The organism is Clostridium sp. Marseille-P299, assembly GCF_900078195.1.
Taxonomy (GTDB): domain Bacteria; phylum Bacillota; class Clostridia; order Lachnospirales; family Lachnospiraceae; genus Lachnoclostridium.
In genome coordinates this window covers 1,283,422-1,301,243 of record NZ_FJVE01000007.1, presented here as the reverse complement: position 1 = coordinate 1,301,243, position 17,822 = coordinate 1,283,422, and the positions used below count along the sequence as shown (strand labels likewise).

Sequence of the window (17,822 nt, the reverse complement as noted above, 5' to 3'; positions counted from 1 at the left end):
TAATCTAACCCTGTTACCTTAAGAATTTTCTCTAACACTTATCTCCGCTACGAAACATCTTAGGCGTAATTCCCTGTGTTTTCTTAAACAAATAGCTAAAATAATGTGGATCCTTATATCCCACAAGATATGCGATTTCAAAGGTTCTCTTCTCTGAGCCTAATAAAAATTCCTTTGCCGCATCCATCCTTACCATTGTTAGATATTCGATAAAGGTTATCCCTAATTCCTGGCTAAAAATTGTACTAAAATGATTTGGACTGATATTTACACTTGCTGCTACAGCATTTAACGAGATATCTTCATCTTGATAATGCTTTTCTATGTATTCTTTCGCTTTATCTAAAACCAAACGGTATTTTTTCTGTGAAAATGTATTTCTAAGTTCGATTGCTTTTATTAATAAATTTTCTGTATATTGAATGGCCATTTGCTCCGATGTGGTACTGGACTGAATCTCTTGAGCATCTCCAAACAATGCAATCGCTTGCTCTGATTCCATTCCAAGCTGAGTTACAAAATTCATGACAATTAGATAAAAATCCATAAGTATATATTGGCGAAACATAAAAGATTCAAAATTCTCTCCACACCAACTTAAATATTTTTCAATAAAATAATTAGCATCCACAATTGATCCATTCTTTAAAAAATTGTTCACCATATCTTTGTTCCATTTTGATACATCCATGCTCCTTAAGCTTAACTTTTCTTTTTTATGTAATTGTATCGATGTATCCCCGGTAATAATTTGGTTGTATTCCATCATATACCGATAAGCATAGGATTTACTAGCAGCAGTAAAACATTCCTTTAGCTCGCTTGGTCTATAAACAGGTATTCCTACACCAGCAAAGTACTCTAATCCTGTGCAATTATTTACTATATCAATTAAAAGTTTGGTACATTCTTTCACATTCTTTTCTAGGTCTTTTTCGCATGTCCCAGTAATTAAAAATCCATATCCTTCTGAAAGTCGATGAAATCCAATCATTTCTTTATGCTCTTTTAGCTTATCTTTCACTTTGATATCAAAAGCATTCATTTCCCCCATATACTGCTCGTGATGTTTCAAAACTCTTACATGAAATAGAATAATATTATATGCTGGTGCACTTAGTGCTATATTAAATTCCTTACCTTTTGTGATTAGATCCGTTAAGCTCATTGTTCCTGAGACAATGACATCAAACAACCGCTCTCTTTCAATCATTTTTCTTTCATCTTGCTGTTTATGAAACTCTTCTTTATATAAATTTTCTCTACGCTCTTTTTGAATACTATCACTCATTCGCTCTAATGCTTCTAATAATTGCGTACTACTTACTGGCTTTAATAAATAATCCGAAGCTCCTAACGTAATAGCCCGTTTTGCATATTCAAAATCATCATAACCACTAAAAAACATGATTCGAATGTCTGGTATTACATGCTTTACCATCTCTGCTAATTCCAGCCCATCCATGAAAGGCATTCGAATATCTGTAATCAAAATGTCCGGCCTCGCTTGTATAATTAAGGGATATGCAAGTTCTCCATCGGATGCTTCTCCCACAAATTCAAATCCATGCTTTTCCCAAGCAATTCCATTTTTAATACCTTCTCGAACTATCTTTTCATCTTCCACTAAAAAAATCTTTAGCATGATTTCACCCCCACAAAGCAACGATTTAAAATCAGTCAATAGTTAGCCTTTATGTCAATTATAGTAAACTTTATATGGAAATGAAATACAATATTTTCAGTATGTAAAAGAATGTGCGTAAAAAAATGAACTTTCAATAGATAAATCCATTGAAAGTCCTATTTTACTCATTAATAAGAACTGAAACATAATCCCCGCCATTTTGATGAATTGATTTTAATGCTCGCTTCAACACAGATGCCGTTTTCACCTGAAATGCAATATGATCAGAAACTTTCATCTCATAATTGCCCAACTCAATCTCTTCCTTTAATTTCTCAATTGTATTAACCGAATTATCGAACTCATTATAAATACAACCATATTGAAATGACTGATGCGTATCACTTCCCGCAACAAAAGGCTTCTCAAGTTGTTTACTAAACTCTTTTATTTTATCTAAATTCATCTCCCCATCTATAGCCATATCCTTCCCATTACAATCAATAAAATCAAATTTTTCTAACTGCTCTATGGATAACGTAGGAATATTACTTCCTTCCCTAAATGGATGTGCCGCTCCAATCAACACCTCTTTCGTTCTAAGAAGAGCAATCAATTCTTTAAACTCCATAAAGCTCTCCTTTTCCTTAAAAGGCTCTAGGGCTGTATTTAATTCCAAGATATCTTCCATTTTACCAAGGACAAGAATATGTCCTCTTTCTTTGATATCAACTTCCATCCCTGGAAATATCCGAACACCATTTGCTATAAATGTGTCCCCATCCCTTTCATAGTTACTTGCAATATATTCATATACATCATGAAAACCCAATGTATTAAAATGCTCTGTTAGGCATAAGGCATCTAGCCCAGAAACCTTCGCCTCACCAAATAACCAATCCGTATATTCTTTAGAAAATGGCAGTTTCTTCGCCAACTTGCCATGGGTATGAAAATCAATCTTCATATTTACCTCACATTCCACCGCTTGTTGCGGCATTCTTTATATAATATTTGTCATAAGTATGCTTCCAATCACCCAAACAATAGAGATACTAGCAAAAATAATATCACCTTTTTTAATGACTAAACTCTGAAGCTTGATTCTTCTAACTGCTGGGTTATTTGTAGCATAGCGATATCCCTTTAATTCCAAAGCTTCCACTGTAGTTCTTGAACGCTTTGCTGTATTTAACATAAGCGGATAAAATGAAAGAATAATTACTTTAACCTGATAAATCAGGTACTTTATCTTTCCTAAAAATGTATCATGGGCAGGTGTTTTACCTCTTAATTTATAAGAAAGAAGTATATTTTGAAATTCCTCCATCAAGATAGGAAGAATTCGATATCCAAAAGAAATACTAAAAGATAACTGTTCAGGACAACCAAACCATAAAAGACCATTTGCCAATCGGTCTGGATCAAGTCCTGAAAATACCGTAATTGATGCCAATGAAATGATTGCTACTTTTAACGTCATAATTAATACGGGGATTAGCGTTGATAAGTTCCCTCCAAAAAATAATGCTACGATAAACAAGTATCCCGTTTGTGAAAATACCCCGATACAAAATAAGAATAACACTAACGGTGCAATTTTTGCTAGTTTCGTTGTTACAACAACAAATAAAAATAATGCTAGTAACATAGGAACATCATTTAAAAACCATGGAACTATACCAAAGAAACAATACCAGATTATTAAAACCCTAGGGTCTAACTTTGCAATTGGCGTATCATCATTTCCGTATGCATTTTTTAACACCTGATTTCTAAGATAACCAATGGATACCTTATCTAAGATATTCTCTGAAAGTTTACTTATCATTGTCTCCTCCTATAAAATGATTACAAAATTCTTCAACGGTATAGCACTGCGCCTCTTTATGAAGCTTTTGTCCCATACAATATATTTCTGGTGGACGAATTCCTACTCTTTGTGATACGACAGGATTTTTAAAGACTTGATTTCTTGTTCCGTCATCAATTACATTTCCTTGGCACAAGACGATAATACGGTCTGCCCAGTCACAAACAAGCTGCATATCATGGGTTGCAATCATTACCGTTTCTGTAATATCACGCATATCATTTAAGGTTTTAATAATCTCTTTTCTCGTTGCAATATCTAGATTCGCCGTTGGCTCATCCAATAAAAGAATCGATGGATTTAGTGCAATTCCAATTGCTAAGGATGCACGCCTCATTTGTCCTCCAGATAAAAGACGTCCATCTCTGTCTTTAATATTCGTTAAATGGAACCTCTCTAATAGTTCTTTGGTCTTTTGCTCATAATCTGCTACATCACGAACCTTCATAGCATACTCTATGTCTGCACGAATTGAGTCCTTAATAAACATTTCTTCTGGGTTCTGGTATACTAGTGACACGATACGGGATAGCTCCTCTGCTGGAATCGCTCTTGTTTCTCTACCTTCTACTGTAATTTTACCACTGCTTGGTTTTAAGAGCCCAATGATTAATTTCATCAGTGTTGATTTACCTGCTCCATTGGAACCGATTAAGGCGATTTTCTCTCCTCGATGTATTTTAAGTGAAAGATCCTTCATAACTGAAACTGCAGCTCCTTTTACTGCTTGGTATTCTACAGAGACATTTTGGAAGGATATGGATGTATTTTTATCAATTAATTCATTGATACCTATATTATTATATGTTTCATCAATACCTGCATGATTATATAATCCATTGATACCTACATAATCATGTAAATTAATGATACATTCATTCGTTACCTCTTCTTTTGTAACCACTATTTCATCATATGGATAAAATTTAAGATTTCCAAAGAACTCTACTCCCTCATCTATTGTCGTAGGTAGTTCCTTATCTTCTGCAATCCCCTTCTTTTTAAGTAAATCCGCTGCCACTGTAATCTGTGGTGGAAAGATATTGCTCTCTTGCAATTCCTCTACTCTTTGGAGTGCTTCTTTGGCTCTTTGTTTCCAGACTACTCTGCCCTCCTTCATAAGAACGACATTTTTACAATAATCCGCAATAAACTCTGTATGATGTTCAATGACTATAATGGTTTTTCCATGCTTCTCGTTTAAGTCCTTTAAAACATCATAGATTTGCCTTGCATGTGCAGGGTCAAGTTGCGCTATTGGTTCATCTAAAATTAGTACCTCTGGGCTTAATGCTGTAACGCCCGCTAAAGCAAGCAAATGCTTTTGTCCACCAGACAACTGCCAGATATAATCATTTACTTTATGTTCCAAACCACATAGATTTAAAGCTCTTTTCCCTCTTTCTTTATAGTCTTCAAACGCATAGTTTAGACAGGCAAAAGATGCATCATCAAGCACTGTAGGTCTTACAATTTGATTTTCAAAATCCTGATAAACATAGCCAACCTTTTGCGCTATATGACCTACATCTACTGTTTTTGTATCCACACCATCGATGACTACACTTCCTAACATATCTCCTGCTATAAAATGTGGTATCAATCCATTCAATGTTTTACATAAGGTGGACTTCCCACATCCATTGTTTCCAATGATAGCAAGGAAGTCTCCACGTTCAATTGAAAGATTGATATTATTAAGATTTGCTTTATCTGCACCTGGATAAGTAAATGTTAAATCCTTAATCTCTATCATCTTTTCACCATTCCATTTCGTAACTTTTAATAACCATATATGACTTTACCTTATTTTCTATAATATTGTGAAACCTTTGTATCATAGATGTTTTTCTATCAAACTCAATGATAGTTTTCTATTTCCATCCTTCTACAGTACTGCTCTTTCGATTTCGTATCATACCTACAATAATTAATGCTATAATTCCTGCTACCACCATTGCAATAATAAGTGCTGGCATACTTTCTGCCCATTCTGCTTCCCACTCAATCAAAGAAATGCCTTGTTCTGATAGAAATTCTCCCGAAATTGCAATTAAAAATGCCAGAATACTAAGTGCTACAACTTTAAAAGATAATATCCCCTCACCTCTTAAAATAGTATCTTCAGTTCTTGGTTTTGCCCCAAGTAAAGGCTCGATTTTACCATAAAGCCTTGGTACTAAAAAAATGGTTGGTATCATACAAAATAAGATACCTGAGAACACGATATCATTTAAACAAGCAAAACCTTCTGTAATGAATACACTCTGTGGAAGACCTGCAACTGCTTCAAAATCTTCGACTGCAAACTGTACCTTTAAGATATCTACAATACATCCAAGGATTTGCTGAATTGCAACACCTGAAATCGATGCAATGGCCACCATCTTCTTATTAAGCGGATTTTTAACCATCCTACCAGCAATATAAATTCCAATAACTAAAGTAATGAATTTTTCTAATTCTCCAAGACCACCAAACTGTCCAAGCATGATCTCACTAAATACGATTTCTCCAGTTGCCGCTCCAAGTGCCGCTGCCATGGGTTGAAATAACATTGCTAACGTTAGTGGAATAAACAAGAAGTATTCCACCGAAAATTCTACAATACCTACTTGAAATTTTGGAATTAACTCTGTAAATAAAGTAGCTAATCCGTAAAGTGACATTGAAAGTACAAATACCATTAATTTTTGAGACTGAGACACACTCGTCTTGCTATTCATAACTTACCTCCATATTTGCTTCGTTAGTGATGTTTGCATTATAATAATAATTTGTAAATTCTACCAACAGGACGAAGTAAAATGGATATAAAATTTCATAATGATATTAATAAACTCTAATCAATCTCGATTCTCCTCATAAATAATGCTTATGAATGTGGAAATGTAACTAATTTAAAACAAAAATATGAAAAATAAAAAAGTGCAACTCCTATACTAGAAATTGCACTTTTTTCATCTTTTAACTGTTACACTTTATTACTTCTTTTAACTGTTTCAATTTTTAGTTCTTTTAAATTTTAATTTGTTATTTCATTTAATTATTTTCCAGGGATCATTCGATTGATACGTCCTGCAAACTCATTGAAATTCTGAGTCTGAAGAATTACTTTTCCAGGTCCAACTAACCTAGTTAGGAATAATCCTTCTCCACCAAGAAATATATTTTTAATTCCTTTTACAGTTTCTATCTCATAAGAAACTGATTTTTCAAAAGCGACAACATTTCCTGTGTCAACCTTTAAAACTTCACCAGGTGCTAAGTGTTTTATTACCTTATCACCGTCAATTTCAATAAATGCCATACCTCTACCTGATATTTCTTGCAGGATAAATCCTTCTCCTCCAAATAATCCAGCAGTGAACTTTTTACTAAAGGTTACCGATAAATTAACACTCTCTTCTGCACACAAGAATGCGCCTTTTTGGCATATTAGTCCTCTAGTTTCTTCAATTCGGATAGGAAAAATCTCTCCTGCAACCGTAGATGCAAAAGCGATGACTGCTCCTTCTTTTTCAGCTTTGTAGGTAGCCATGAACATGGATTCGCCAGCAAACATTCTACCTATGCTTTTACCAAATCCACCTCTCATATTGGTATCCATCAAGATTCCCTCTGTCATCCAAGCCATACCGCCAGATTGTGTATAGATTGACTCACCTCGTCTATCAAACGTAATCTCAACTGCTGGCATTGTATCTCCTAAAATCTTATATTGCATTTTAATATCCTCCACGAACCCTGTTTTTTCTATACTATGTATTTGATTAAAAACCTAGTCCAATTTCTTAAGCATTTTACATAACTTAAATTAAGGATTGAACTTAGCGATACATCAAGTTTGATACTCTGAAATTCTGGTACTTAAATACGATGGAGCATGTGATATTTAAATGTTCTGAGGTATAAAAACAGATATGAACTATTTTACATAGATGACATAATCGTCTTTTCTTGGTGCAGCTTTTGGTTGTTCCATTGCTTTATATCCTAGTAAACAATTAGCAATACCAACGTATTTTTCATCCACTCCCCATTCTTTTAATAGGGCTTTACCTTCTTCGCTTTCAAATACTTCTTTTGCACGATGTACCCAACAAGATCCTAAACCAATTGCATGTGCTGCATTCATTAGATTTCCCATAACAAGACTGCCATCTTCAATATATGTACCAATTGTACTATCTGCAAAAACGATGATTACTGTAGGTGCTCCATAGAAAGGATTTGCTTCTCTCCCCATAACTTTTGCATTCAATTTCGCCACTTTTTCAATGGTCTCTTTATTTTGTAGTACAACCATAATAGGTGATTGTCGGTTCATAGCAGTTGGAGCATACATACCTGCTTTAAGTACTGTATTTAACTCATCTTCTGTGATTTGCTCTGGTTTAAATTTACGTATACTTCTACGTTCTAAAATATCTTTTACTGTTGAATTCATATGATGACCTCCTACTTTACAATGAAATACATGTATGTATTACACGAATTCACTGTATTCTTATATGTTATATAGGATATCTCAAATATTATGTCATTGTCAATAGACTTATTAGGATATCTTTATTGCTATAATATCTGTACAATGAGGGAATAATAAACTATAATATTAAGATAAATATATTTTATTAGAATCAATAATTGATAGAAAAAGGTGAGTTTTACAAATGAATAATGAAGAAAATTTAATATCAAAAACAGTAAATGATTCCTTAACGGAACAAACATACATTGTAATGCAAGGACATATCAACGGTTCTGGCCGCTTGTTTGGTGGACAGTTACTTGCATGGATTGATGAACTTGCAGGAATCGTTGCAATGCGCCACTCGGGTAGCACTGTAATCACTGCTTCCATTGATAACCTACAATTCAAACGTGGTGCACATATTAATGATATTGTTGTATTGATTGGTAAAATTACTTATGTAGGGAATTCTTCTATGGAAGTACGTATCGACACATATGTAGAAGAACGAGATGGTTCTAGACATCCAATCAACCGTGCTTACTTTGTGATGGTTGCTTTAGATGAAAATGAACGACCAAAAAAGGTTCCAAGACTTGTGGTTCAAACAATTGAACAACAAGCAGAATGGGAAGCTGCTGTTAAAAGAAATACCCTAAGAAAGCAACGAAAGCTAGAAGGGTTTTAATATTGTAAACGAAGAATGTTCTACAAAAAAGAATAAATATCTGCTCAAAGCTTTGATAGAGCCATTTAAAAAAGGCGTTTTGAATTTAATCCAAAGCGCCCTTTCATTATACTACATACAAGTTTCTAAATAACTTATGCCAACAATGATCTTTGTTCCTCTTTTACAATTGCTTTACTCATATAAAGTACTTGTTCTGCATTACTAAATCCATTTTTAATGTAAAATTCAGGTGCTAGTGATGTACGGTATGTTATTAATGTCATTCCTGCTAAATTTTTCTTTCTAATATGTTTCTCAACTGCTTTTATAAGCTCTGTTCCATGACCTTTTCTTTGATACTCTGGTAGAATGAACATTTCATCAATAAATATTTCATCATTATTCCACCAAGTTTTTTCATGTGTAAATATTGCACCTATTAATTTTTCTTTTTCCCATAGCGTAAATCCAACGAATCTCTTCTGCTCCACGATTTCCTGTAAATATTTTTGAGCAGTCTGTGCTGTCCAATGGCATTTACATAATTCATTATTGTAGACAGTCATTAAAATATAAGAACATAATAACAAATCATTATCTTGATACTTTCTTATCATACCAATCTCCTTCTACCATACACATAAGATAAAAAAACTGTATCATCACACATCGATTGTACTATATTTCCCTAAATAACTCAACCAATTTTCGTAAATATATGGTAATTTGTTATAGTAGTTCAAATTATTTGAAACGCTAAGTGTTCAAACTCCATAAGATTCCTTACTTTATAAGCTTCTCTCACATCCAATCATAAAACTTTTCTTCTTTAAATTGAGGATAATGAGCAGACGTAGGTCTTAATATTTCACATATAAGGTATTTCCGAACAGCCTGGTCCTCCATGAACAAAGGTTATAACAGGATTGTTTTTATCCTAGCCACGAATCATAATTTCATGATCCGTACCATTGATATTAACCTACCCCCTTTTTTAGTGTCTTTTTAACTTTTTAATAAGGGTTAAAGCGTCGTCATATTTTTTTGCTGGTGCGACAATAAACGTGTTGTCATCTTCATTCATTGATTGGGAATCTTGATTCTTAGAGTCATATTTAATAATTACTACTTCTTTAAAACCTTTTCCAAAGTGTAACGCCCCAAAGTGAACCAAGCTTGCACCATCAGCTATCTTTAGGTAGGTCAATCGTGCATAATTATCTAAAAAAGTCAAACTCACCATACCTTCACTCTCATCATATCCATCTATCTTGATATAACCTACAAAACTATCCTTTTTAAAGAGATAATTTGTATACTTTCCTTTAATATGAATCAACTTGTTTTCAACATTCTCAGGATCCCCAATTTTACCTTCGATTCCATTTAATGTAACATCGATATTTTGACGCAACGGTATAAAATATAGCCCTCCACAGATAATTACTATTACAACAAATATAAATAAAAAATCTATCTTTTTCATTCCTAACCTCTTTCATTTGTATTCTAATTCAAATAGTTCTTATTCAAATAATATGTAAGCTTTAAAATTATTCCAATAAACAGAAATATTATCCTTTATGATAACTTGTTTTTCCAATTTCTTCAATCTTTATCTCATTAATTTTACTCTATCTAAAACTATATTCCTTTATTTTCTCTTCTCCATATAATATTTAAAAAGACTGTGATGTACATTTATGCTTGGTGGTTGGACATATTCAAAAGATATTTCCCCATATGACGCTCATGTATTTTATAGTTCTATTTGTACTCATGATGACTATTTTTATATTCCTGTTGCAGTAGCCAAACAGTTGGTAAATGGAACAAATATAAGAAAATTAACTACTTCTCAATGCTCTTTCTTTTAATTATTCCATTTTTTATTATTTGTCTTCTTATCTTTTTTAAATCGCTTTTCGTCAAGTTGTTTAATTCAGAAAGTTTCATTTCTCAGCTTCATTTCACATTTAACCTGTTTAGATGTCAGTTTCACCGTTTTTTTAAGTGTGAATTAAGCTTACTATAAACTTTTTGGCTAATTGCTACACTTATAATCAAACTAAAAATAATTAAAAATATACCCAAAACTGCATTAATGAAATCTGATTTCCCCCACAAAGCACTACTTATAAATTTACTAACTTTAAACAAGATAAATAATGATATCAAACCATAAATAGCTGCTATTAATTTTTCTTTCAATTTTATAATTCCTCCTTTGTGATATGTTCTCGTTCATCTTTTAGTTCTCTTTCATGATATAAATAATATATTTTATTATAAAAATGGAAAAATACTCTCCTGCATCAATTGCTACAATATCTGTCCAATCGGAGACCTCCAAGGCTCCATACGAATTCTTACCCGTAGCAATAACGGTACCATCTCTTTTTAATCCTAATGTATATGTTCTAGATCAGTTTACTCTTTAAACCTATAGTATAGTAATTTTTCCCATATTACAATACTCAATATAAATTACAAAATAACTTAATTTTGATTAAAAATAAGGACCACTGAATTTATCAGTGATCCTTTAAACATTGTCATTTGTATTTCTATGTATATATTGAATGTTTCTCTATTTGTTTCTCTATCTGTATATTTCTTTATAAAACTACATCTTATCTGTCGAAATTCTACTTCTTACTCAACCCAAAATAGTTCGCAATTCCAATCGCATCTGCCTTAGCTAATGCACGTAAATCCTCATCGCTATCAATAAATTGCTGATCATTTGAATGATCCATAAAACAATGCTCAACGATAATTCCTGGAATATTTATCGCCGCGCAATGACGATTGATGGCATAATAATCCAGTGGTTTTCCATTCTCATCAACCATATCATTACTATTTCTTTTCTGCGTTCCACGATTGGTTAGTCCAAGAGCTTCTAGTTCAACTAGAATCTTCTCTCCTAAATTCTTAGAAGCTTCAGTTACATGATCTTGATTCGATATAAAAACCATAGCACCGCTTTGGTCGTGTGCATCGGATGCGTTAAAATGTAAGCTTACTAATGCATCTGCATTTACATCACTAGCAAACTTTGCACGTAATTCTAAATCCTCTTTTACATCTCCAGATAATGCAGCGTCTTTTTCTCTCACCAAATAGATTTCTGCACCTGTGTAGTTTTCTTCAATGTATTCCTTCACATAAAAAGCAATCTGTAGTGCTAGATCTTTTTCATTTCTACCATCATATGAAGCACCACCAAATCCACCACCGTGTCCTGCATCTAAAGCGATAATTACTGAGTCCGCTAAATCACCTTCTGGTCCTGTTAACGATGAGTTATCATTCTCATCGGTGTTTGTATCTTCGTTTTTTCCCTCAGAATTTTGTTCTTCACTCACACTGTTTGTTGGAGCTACTTCATTTGGTCCATTATTTACTTGTCCCCTAGAACAACCGGTCAATGCTAGTATTATGAAACTGATTATACCGATTTTAAACATTTCTCTTAACATGTCTTCTCTCCCAATTTTTTCTCTTTTGTCATCAAAACAGATGATAAAGGTATTATATTGCTACGACGTCAACGTATAGCAGTATCTATTATAATTGAGAGAATTCTAATGTACAAGATGAAAATTACAATCTTAAACAGTTTTAAACAAACTTAAGGAAACCTTAATAATAAGAAAATTGTTCTTCAACGTTCTTATTTTACTCTTGAACGACTTGCAAATAATATGGAACGCTCCTTAATGCACCTGTTGCACTATAATAAGGAATAACATAATAGGTACCAGCCTCAAACTCTTTCTCTGTATAATACCAATAATAATCACCCATTTGACCGTAATCATTGACACAAATTAATTTGTCATCCGTTTTACTATATACTCCGAAGGAGAATTTCATAAAATCAGTAATTTGTGATTTGTCGATTAAACAAATAATCCCTACAGTCCCCTTCTTTGTTACCGTGAATTGATAATAATCCACAGCATCTGGTTCGATATGTCCATACATTAAAATATTATTTTCTATGTCCTGGCATCCTTCTTTGGACTTACTAAGCAAAGTATCCTCATAAACAATGGTAGGCTCTGTATCTTCTGATGGATTTTTTTCTACATTTCCTTCTTCACTCACATCTTCTTCCACAGTATTGCCATTCATGTCATCGATACTAAAACCATGGAATATGGTCATATAGTAAAGTTCCTCTATAGAAATAGCAAAGTTAATATTCTGCCCATTAACATACTGCCATGTATTAATTCCAATAACTTCACCATATTCATTTAATAAAGGTCCACCACTATTTCCATTGGTTATAGCTGCATTCGTTTGTATATAATGAATATCATCTACATAACGATTCGCATTTGTTACAATACCATTTGTAAAGGTATCTGTTAATACACCCAAGGAACTACCGATTGCATATACAGTATCACCTGAACTAACTTCTTTTTGATTCAGTTTTAATGGTGTTACTGAAACCGGTACACTAAGCACAGCTAAATCAACATACTCATTCAAAGATAGAATATTTTTCACCTCATAAGAAGTCCCGTCTGTAAAATTAACCGTAATCTTTTTTGCTCCTTTTATAACATGATAATTCGTAACCACTTTTCCTGTATCATAGAAGAATCCCGTACCTACGCCAACATCTGTTACAATTTGAACCGTAGCCTTAGAACAACTTTTATATACCTCTTTTGCAGTTAAAACTTTCGCCTTCTTTTTAGCATCAACAACAGTAACCGTAATCTCAAGCTTACTGTTATCTGTAGAAGTGGTGAACGTAATTACTGAGGTTCCAACCTTCTTTGGAACGATACGCAAGAAAAAGTAATCTCCACTTCCTGTTTCCGTATCGTAAACCTCGATGTTATCATTATTGGTAGTGTAATTGATTAGCTCATCATCACCCCAATTTTCTAGCAATACTGCTGTTATAATTTCATCATAGCAAGTAATTTTATTCATAGATGTATAAAAACGGCTTCCACCAACCGTTACTTTACAAGAATACTTTTTCCCATCTACTGTTCCAGTAATTGTTGCTGAACCTAATCCTTTTGCTTCCACCAAGCCGTCTTTATTTACACTAACCACAGTGTTCTTAGAACTTTTCCATGTTACTTTTTTGCTATTACCAATAATTTTTAATATTTGAGATTCACCGATTTTTAATTCAGCTTTTGTCTGATTCAATTTAGGATCTTTGACCGTTACCGTACAGGTATATTTTTTATTTCCTACTGTAGCTGTAACTTTCGCTGTACCTTTTTTAACCGCCTTCACTACACCCGTGGACGAAACAGTAGCAACACCCTTGTTGTTCGATACCCACGTTATCTTAGACTTGACTCCAGAAAGTTTAAGTGTATAAGATTCTCCAACATAAAGAGAAACTTTACTACTATTTAGTTTTACTGTAGTAGCTGCAATCGCTACCTCTGCATTCATACCAGTTAGAATCATTGGTGTTAGCATAAATGCAAAAACCATAATCTGGCGTAATACCCACTTCTTAATTGATTTCATTTGTAATACCATCCTCAACTTAATTTATATGCCAATAAAAGGCAATCTTACACATTCTACCTTATTGTTCCGTAAAAATCAACAAATTTTTCACAAAATATGGACTAAAGAATAACCTTTAAACAGCTTCATATCAGCTTTTCTTTCGTATAATATAAAAAACGAGCAAAGAAAATGTGCACACTTTACTTTGCTCGTTTTATTCATATCAGTATAGTTCTAAGCCATTACTGAATTATAATTATTTCGTAAATTTCTTATTCTTCTGTCTACCAAAGGATGGCTTGTCCTTTTGATATCCAAACTTTTCTTTATGAAATCTTCCTTTACTTTTAGGATTGACTGGCTTACCACTTAGGGAAACGTCTTTTACTTTTGTTAATTCAAAAACTTCCTCAGTGATCTTTGCTTTTTTAGGTGGTTTCACTGTTTTTTGAAAAATTTTCATTGGCCATTCAGATTTAAGTTCTGTCATTTTTTTACCTATATGATTTTCAATAAAGGTAAGATTTTCTTTCTCATCAATACAACAAAGATTTATAGCAATTCCATCTAATCCAGCTCTTCCTGTTCGTCCAATACGATGGATATAACTCTCCGGATTTTCTGGAATGTCATAGTTAATAACATGCGAAAGCTTTGTTATATCAATACCACGAGCAGCTACATCCGTTGCCACAAGGGCTTTGATTTTTCCCTTTTGAAATTGTATCAATGCATCCTGTCTTGCATTTTGGCTCTTATCTCCATGGATTGCAAGAGTTCGCACTGCATTTTTAAGTAAATGTTTCATTACTAGATCCGCGGTCTGCCTTGTATTCGTAAAAACAATCGCATTTTTAACATCATTGCCTCGAAGTAGTGAAGTTAATAATGCTAGTTTATTTTCAGCATCCACAAAATAAACAAACTCTTCCACGGAATCCACCGTACTACTTACTTCATCCACCATAACTGTTTTTGGATTACTTAAGATTGTATCTGCTAATCGCTCAATTGGTTTTGGCATCGTCGCACTAAACATTAGTATTTGTTTTTCTGGGATTTGTCTCTCTATCATTTTAATTTCTTTTATAAATCCCATATCAAGCATACGATCTGCTTCATCTAATACAAGCATTTTCACTTGATTAAGTTTTATATATTCTTGGTGAATCAAATCAAGTAAGCGTCCTGGTGTTGCTACCAAGATATCAATTCCTTGTTCTAGCATTTCAATTTGGGTACTTTGGTCAACACCACCATAGATTGCCCCTATTTCAAGATCGGTATTCTTTGCAATTTTCTTTGTTTGCTCACAAATCTGAAGTGCTAATTCTCGCGTTGGTGTTAATATCAGCGCTCCTATGCAAGCATATTGTTTTGAATCTTTTTGTTGTTTGGCTTCGTTATATTGTTCTTTGTGTTTTAACAACGATTGTAAGACTGGGATAACATATGCTGCGGTTTTTCCACTTCCAGTTTGTGCACATCCTAATATATCATTTCCTTCAAGTGCAAGGGGTATCGTCTTTTCTTGAATTGGTGAAGGTGTTACATAATTTAAGCCATCCAGTGCAATTAAAATAGGTTCTATTACATTTAGTTCTTTAAAATTCATCTAATATCCATTCCAAAATTCACGCAGTATTGCAAATGAACTTTTATTTTTATTCGGATACAAGTATACCATAGATTTTGGACATTGGTAAAATAGATTTTTTTATCAAAATATTTTTCTGAATTATACCACCCCAAGGATATATGAAATAAATAAAATTCAAAAAGGAGCTATGTACCAATTCCTTAGTACGTAGCTCCTTGAATTTTATTTTACTAAATCATCTAAACGACCAAATGTATATCCCATCTCTTCCCACTTGGTTAGCAATTCATCCAGTATCTCCGAATTTGTTTTTGAAGTACTATGTAATAAAACCACTGCCCCTGGGTGAATACGACCAAGTAATTTTTTAAAAGCCTCTTCTTTGGTTGGTTGTTTATCAACATACCAATCAACATAAGCAAGACTCCAAAAGAAGGTATGATATCCTAATTCCTGAGCCATTTTTAAATTACTTTCGCTATACTTTCCTTGTGGTGGTCGATAGAATTTTGTTAAAGTTTTCCCTGTAATCTCTTTAAAAAGAACTTCCAAATCCTGAATTTCCTTTTTAAAAGAATCTAAGGATGATATTTTAGACATGTCTGGATGATGATATGTATGATTCGCTACATTGTGACCCTCATCGACCATTCTTTTTACAAGCTCTGGACTTGTTTCCATATAATTTCCTACAATAAAAAATGTAGCTGGTACATTATGTTTCTTTAATGCATCAAGAATCGCAGGCGTATAGCCATTTTCATAACCTGCATCAAAGGTTAAATATATCACCTTCTCATTCGTATCACCGATGTAATAAGCTCCAAATTTTTTAAGCTCATCAGGGGTTGCATTTGCAGTAGGTGGCTGCCCTTCTTGTGAAAATCCAAGTCCCCAATTATCACCCGCATTTTGTAAGGACTTATCTTTTGTATTCGCTTGCACCAATAGCGATATACCTCCACCTATAAAATATGAGCACACAAATATAAGAAGGACGACAAAAAACCTACTATATTTTAGTTTATGCATAACTTCACCACAAAATAATCTTTATTGCATTATATTTCATAGTGCCGTTAGTCATTCCTATTTTAGAAATATATCTTATGAAATCCTTTAAAAATCTAATATAAGTATATTATAAATTCAGAAAACAAAGGCATTTATTCCACTTTTTCCTTCGTGATTTGCTTTCTTTGTGTTTCTGAAATCCATCCTTTTTCCACTGCAATCGTTAAAACATCTGTATTCCCAGTGTTTTTATAAATCCTTGTAATTATTTTAAGCATCTTAACACCTCCAAACCAAAACTTATTCATTCTACTTTGAAAATGCTTCAATTACTTTTTATTTAGTTAAATAATAACTTTCCTCTATCATCTTATGAATATCTTTTTCAGGGACTTCACCATTTAAAATGATTGAATTCCAATGCGTCTTATTCAAATGATATGCTGGAACTACAGACGAGTAGGCATTGCGCCAAAAGTCTCTCCATTCAGGATCACATTTTACATTTACCCAAATATGAGTATTTTTTTCAAAAATCCATGCAAATATTTTTTGATTCTTTTTATGTCTCATAACAGTCCAATTTAAATCATGAAAAGGATAATCTTCATAAACCTCATCAAATTTATTGCAATATGCGATTACTTCAGCTCGTTTTTGCACCTTTTCACCTACTTTTTTGTTAATCCATATATATCATAAATCCCTAACATTTGTGTATACATAAGTTTTCTTGCCATCAATTGTTTATAAGTCACAGACTTTACTTTATCTTGTGCCTTTAGTTGTTCCATCTTTAAAATAATATCCGCATATTCATTTTGAATTGCCCTTAGCATCTTTTCAAAGGCTTCTAGCCGACTTTCTTCTTCCAATCAACCAACCCCTTTCATTTATTAAAAAAAGCGTTGTATGTTTTATATAGAGGAAGTACAACACTTTTTGTTTACCAATTAATATATGAATCAATATACTGCAATTACAGTCCTATTTGGCATTGCATATATCTTATCACTTACCTTGATTATATCTTACTTTATTATTTTGTCAAAT

General features: G+C 33.1%; 18 protein-coding genes. 1 reads left to right on the top strand and 17 read right to left on the bottom strand.

Translation table 11 applies throughout. The annotated features are described in order from the left end of the window. Nucleotides 1-31 precede the first annotated feature (31 nt). The 7 genes from BN4220_RS13630 to BN4220_RS13600 form a co-directional block, all read right to left on the bottom strand. Complete coding sequence (locus BN4220_RS13630; protein WP_066717359.1) at nt 32-1,645, bottom strand: response regulator transcription factor; 1,614 nt, start codon at nt 1,643-1,645, stop codon at nt 32-34. Between the two features lie 163 nt (nt 1,646-1,808). Then, on the bottom strand, nt 1,809-2,594 hold the full coding sequence (locus tag BN4220_RS13625) for a PHP-associated domain-containing protein (RefSeq protein WP_066717357.1): 786 nt from the start codon (nt 2,592-2,594) through the stop codon (nt 1,809-1,811). 36 nt (nt 2,595-2,630) lie between these two features. Next, complete coding sequence (locus tag BN4220_RS13620; RefSeq protein ID WP_066717354.1) at nt 2,631-3,458, bottom strand: energy-coupling factor transporter transmembrane component T family protein; 828 nt, start codon at nt 3,456-3,458, stop codon at nt 2,631-2,633. Further along, the gene (locus BN4220_RS20520; RefSeq protein WP_066717352.1) at nt 3,448-5,256 is read right to left on the bottom strand and encodes an ABC transporter ATP-binding protein; all 1,809 of its coding nucleotides are present in this window, start codon (nt 5,254-5,256) and stop codon (nt 3,448-3,450) included. The genes BN4220_RS13620 and BN4220_RS20520 overlap by 11 nt, the downstream gene beginning before the upstream one ends. A gap of 118 nt (nt 5,257-5,374) precedes the next feature. Next, nucleotides 5,375-6,226, bottom strand: a complete 852-nt coding sequence (locus BN4220_RS13610) for a cell division protein FtsQ (RefSeq protein WP_066717350.1) — start codon at nt 6,224-6,226, stop codon at nt 5,375-5,377. 320 nt (nt 6,227-6,546) lie between these two features. Continuing rightward, nucleotides 6,547-7,227, bottom strand: a complete 681-nt coding sequence (locus tag BN4220_RS13605) for a TIGR00266 family protein (protein ID WP_066717347.1) — start codon at nt 7,225-7,227, stop codon at nt 6,547-6,549. A 201-nt stretch (nt 7,228-7,428) separates the two neighbouring features. Continuing rightward, nucleotides 7,429-7,950, bottom strand: a complete 522-nt coding sequence (locus tag BN4220_RS13600; protein ID WP_066717345.1) for a nitroreductase — start codon at nt 7,948-7,950, stop codon at nt 7,429-7,431. 226 nt (nt 7,951-8,176) lie between these two features. Between BN4220_RS13600 and BN4220_RS13595 the strand changes: the two genes are divergently transcribed. Further along, nucleotides 8,177-8,665, top strand: coding sequence for an acyl-CoA thioesterase (locus tag BN4220_RS13595; RefSeq protein ID WP_066717340.1), 489 nt, complete (start codon nt 8,177-8,179; stop codon nt 8,663-8,665). 134 nt (nt 8,666-8,799) lie between these two features. On the opposite strand, the gene BN4220_RS13590 is transcribed toward BN4220_RS13595, so the two are convergent. The 10 genes from BN4220_RS13590 to BN4220_RS13550 all read right to left on the bottom strand — a co-directional run bounded on the left by BN4220_RS13590 (nt 8,800) and on the right by BN4220_RS13550 (nt 17,644). Continuing rightward, nucleotides 8,800-9,264 (bottom strand): GNAT family N-acetyltransferase, encoded by a 465-nt coding sequence (locus BN4220_RS13590; RefSeq protein WP_066717335.1) that lies wholly within the window; start codon nt 9,262-9,264, stop codon nt 8,800-8,802. Between the two features lie 377 nt (nt 9,265-9,641). Further along, nucleotides 9,642-10,133 (bottom strand): hypothetical protein, encoded by a 492-nt coding sequence (locus tag BN4220_RS13585; protein WP_066717332.1) that lies wholly within the window; start codon nt 10,131-10,133, stop codon nt 9,642-9,644. A gap of 512 nt (nt 10,134-10,645) precedes the next feature. Next, the gene (locus tag BN4220_RS13580; RefSeq protein WP_066717324.1) at nt 10,646-10,858 is read right to left on the bottom strand and encodes a hypothetical protein; all 213 of its coding nucleotides are present in this window, start codon (nt 10,856-10,858) and stop codon (nt 10,646-10,648) included. A 437-nt stretch (nt 10,859-11,295) separates the two neighbouring features. Next, nucleotides 11,296-12,132: an N-acetylmuramoyl-L-alanine amidase family protein gene (locus tag BN4220_RS13575; RefSeq protein ID WP_066717321.1), complete on the bottom strand. Its 837-nt coding sequence runs from the start codon at nt 12,130-12,132 to the stop codon at nt 11,296-11,298. A 199-nt stretch (nt 12,133-12,331) separates the two neighbouring features. Further along, a complete protein-coding gene (locus BN4220_RS13570; protein ID WP_066717318.1) occupies nt 12,332-14,170 on the bottom strand; it encodes a trypsin-like peptidase domain-containing protein in 1,839 nt (612 codons plus the stop codon). Between the two features lie 241 nt (nt 14,171-14,411). Next, a complete protein-coding gene (locus BN4220_RS13565; RefSeq protein ID WP_066717315.1) occupies nt 14,412-15,770 on the bottom strand; it encodes a DEAD/DEAH box helicase in 1,359 nt (452 codons plus the stop codon). A 207-nt stretch (nt 15,771-15,977) separates the two neighbouring features. Beyond that, entirely contained in the window at nt 15,978-16,700 is a 723-nt protein-coding gene (pdaA, locus tag BN4220_RS13560) for a delta-lactam-biosynthetic de-N-acetylase (protein ID WP_347477099.1), read from the bottom strand. Nucleotides 16,701-16,921: 221 nt separating this feature from the next. Next, nucleotides 16,922-17,047 (bottom strand): hypothetical protein, encoded by a 126-nt coding sequence (locus tag BN4220_RS20640; protein WP_278280732.1) that lies wholly within the window; start codon nt 17,045-17,047, stop codon nt 16,922-16,924. A gap of 58 nt (nt 17,048-17,105) precedes the next feature. Continuing rightward, complete coding sequence (locus BN4220_RS13555; protein WP_066717311.1) at nt 17,106-17,432, bottom strand: MmcQ/YjbR family DNA-binding protein; 327 nt, start codon at nt 17,430-17,432, stop codon at nt 17,106-17,108. An 8-nt stretch (nt 17,433-17,440) separates the two neighbouring features. Continuing rightward, nucleotides 17,441-17,644: a hypothetical protein gene (locus BN4220_RS13550; RefSeq protein ID WP_066717308.1), complete on the bottom strand. Its 204-nt coding sequence runs from the start codon at nt 17,642-17,644 to the stop codon at nt 17,441-17,443. Nucleotides 17,645-17,822 lie beyond the last annotated feature (178 nt).